The 2,544-nt window shown below is 32.6% G+C and carries 7 protein-coding genes; all 7 read left to right on the forward strand.

From position 1 onward, the window contains the following. Window positions 1–508: hypothetical protein (locus GNY06_RS03020; protein ID WP_166518746.1), on the forward strand; the 508-nt coding region annotated here is incomplete at its 5' end. Between the two features lie 86 nt (window positions 509–594). Further along, on the forward strand, window positions 595–849 hold the full coding sequence (locus tag GNY06_RS15085) for a hypothetical protein (RefSeq protein ID WP_394350820.1): 255 nt from the start codon (window positions 595–597) through the stop codon (window positions 847–849). Beyond that, window positions 821–934: a type VI secretion system amidase effector protein Tae4 gene (locus GNY06_RS14020; protein ID WP_244614349.1), complete on the forward strand. Its 114-nt coding sequence runs from the start codon at window positions 821–823 to the stop codon at window positions 932–934. The genes GNY06_RS15085 and GNY06_RS14020 overlap by 29 nt, the downstream gene beginning before the upstream one ends. 150 nt (window positions 935–1,084) lie before the next feature. Further along, on the forward strand, window positions 1,085–1,252 hold the full coding sequence (locus GNY06_RS03030) for a hypothetical protein (protein ID WP_166518747.1): 168 nt from the start codon (window positions 1,085–1,087) through the stop codon (window positions 1,250–1,252). Continuing rightward, entirely contained in the window at window positions 1,249–1,482 is a 234-nt protein-coding gene (locus tag GNY06_RS03035) for a hypothetical protein (protein WP_166518748.1), read from the forward strand. The genes GNY06_RS03030 and GNY06_RS03035 overlap by 4 nt, the downstream gene beginning before the upstream one ends. A gap of 41 nt (window positions 1,483–1,523) precedes the next feature. Further along, a complete protein-coding gene (locus GNY06_RS03040) occupies window positions 1,524–1,928 on the forward strand; it encodes an aspartyl protease family protein (RefSeq protein WP_166518749.1) in 405 nt (134 codons plus the stop codon). A 17-nt stretch (window positions 1,929–1,945) separates the two neighbouring features. Beyond that, on the forward strand, window positions 1,946–2,383 hold the full coding sequence (locus GNY06_RS03045; RefSeq protein ID WP_166518750.1) for a hypothetical protein: 438 nt from the start codon (window positions 1,946–1,948) through the stop codon (window positions 2,381–2,383). Window positions 2,384–2,544 lie beyond the last annotated feature (161 nt).

Raw genomic sequence — 2,544 nt, forward strand, 5'->3', positions numbered from 1 at the left:
GACCTCAAAAGTTGAAGACCAAAAAGAAAATACAACACAGAAAAATAAGAAGATCTTAAAAGTGACGGACACGTTTTCTGTTGATGGGATCAATTTTAAATTATTGCAAAATGGAGATCAGGCAGAAATAAAAATCGAAGCAAAAGACCGTGTCGTAAAGGGGAATATAAAACTTTCCCCGCCCTGTTACTTTTTAAAATGGAATGGAAAAGTTCAGTCGTTTGCCTATCCTGATGTAAAGGTCGCTCATACCTTAATTTTTTTAGGAGATACCGTAGGAACGGATGTGAAAAAATATTTTGGATTTAATGAAAATTCTGATTACAGTAAGATCTGTGGAGAGGCGACTCAGGGGATTCTCATCAAGAAAGACAGTGTTATTGTTACGGAGAGAGTTTTGGATGGAGGATTCACGTGTGTTGACCCAGGTACAGATCAAAAAAATTTTTGGGATTTTGCCCATACCAGAGAAACATATAAGCAATCACGTAACCCTAAATACCGATAATAATGATCAAGTTTTATGATTTATGGAACAATCACCCTGGAAAGGATTCCAAACCCTGCAATTTTCAAGATCAATGTGCTATAAGAATGGGAGTTGCTTTGGGAGAAAGCAAGGTTGATTTAAGCTCGTTCAGAGGGGTTCGCTGTTGGTTTGGTCATAATCCAAGACATATTTTGCGGGCACAGGAGCTTGCAGACTGGATTTCAAAAAAATACACAATATTTGGAATAAAGAGAGTGTACAAAAGAAAAAATCACCCAAAGCTTTCAAGTGACGACTTTTGCGGAAAGAAAGGCCTTATTTTTATAAAAGATGGTTTGGGGTCCAACAGACCATATTGATCTATGGAACGGCTACGAAATGAAAGGTGGAGAAGCTTCATTTTTAAGCAGAGGAGTAGAAATATGGTTTTGGCGATTATCGTGAGGTGTATGCCCGAGGCGATGAGTACCGGTGAAATAAAGCGATACGGATAGTAAATTTGGTGTTTTCAGCTCATATCAAGCTATCTTTAAAGCATTTTTGTTGTCCTTTCATATACCTGTATTTCTTGTTTTCTTCGTTGAAAAATAAGAAATGACAAAGTATATTACTGTTGCAAAATCGTGGCAAGAGCTCAACAAATGGCAATTGGAGGAGATTGTAAATCTATTGCTTCATTATGATGAAAAGAGCTTCCATAGATCTTTCAATCGCATGATTTTAATATTATTCCAAAAGAAAAAAACTTTTGGAGCGCATTGAAATTAGGATGGCTACTGAGCAAAGTCCCCCTATCTGGATTATTAGAATTTGGATCCTTCATTTTAGAACCTCCCAAGCTTGGGTCTTTCCCTGAAATTAAAGGCCTAAAAAAGCCCTGCGACCGTCTGGCGGATTTATCCATCAAGCAGTTCAGTTTTATGGATCAGTTCTTTCATCAATGGATGAATACAAAATTGCTAATTTTCTCGGAACTCTTTTTGTGTGAATAAGTTTAAACAACTTCAATATGTATATTTAATTTTCTGAAAAAATGAGAAAGACTTTATTAATATTAGCATATATTAGTGCTACGGTGACTAATTTATTGTTTGCTCAGATGAATGAACATAGTATTCCTTTTTATATGAATAAGGATGGGCATATTATTGTTGAGGCAAAAATAGAGGGAATAGAAGGTAGTTTTATTCTTGATACAGGTGCGGGGCAAAATGTGTTTTTTAAAAAATTTCACAATAAACTGGGCGTAAGAAAATCATGTGGGACTTATAGTGCGCAAAGAAGCACAGGGGAAATTCTAACAGTGCCAATTTATTACTCTGAAGATATAGAAATAGGAAAATTTAGTTTTAAAAATCAAATGTATAGTACATATGATATAGATGTTCCAAATATTGATGGGTTAATTTCTTTACAGCCTTTCAAAAAAAAACTATAACAATTGATTATGAAAGAATGGTCATATCATTTAATAAATTAGACCTATCTGATAAATATAATTATATTAACATTGAAATTAACGATGATGGAATGTCAACAGACATATTTACAAATGTTATATTAAATAATAATATAAAGGCAAAGGTTCTTTTAGATTCTGGAGCAGGGAACAATTCTTTTTGGATAAACTCAAAATATATAAAACGCTTAGGTTTAGATAAAGAGAGGATGGATGTAAAGGTTAAAAAAAGCGAATTTAATAATAACATACAGAGTAGGTTTCACATCGGAAATATAGAATCTATCAAAACTCAAAATAATTTATCAAAAAAAGAAAATCCTAGAGTTCTTTTTGTAGATGAATTGATATATGATGGAAAGACAAGTATAGAGTGGTTAGGAAAAATAATTTCAATAGATTTGATAAACAAAAAAATATATATTCTACAATAGAAATTTAGTTTTTCACTCTTTTTTTCTCTTCATTGTGTAAACTCCCCCATAAATAGTACGACTATAATTTAGACAAAAAGTTTAAATTTAGGATTATATATTATGAAAAAGAAACAATTCAGTGCGAATCAGATTTCCAGTATTTTGAAAGAATTCGATAA

Source organism: Elizabethkingia argenteiflava (assembly GCF_009904105.1).
GTDB lineage: Bacteria > Bacteroidota > Bacteroidia > Flavobacteriales > Weeksellaceae > Elizabethkingia > Elizabethkingia argenteiflava.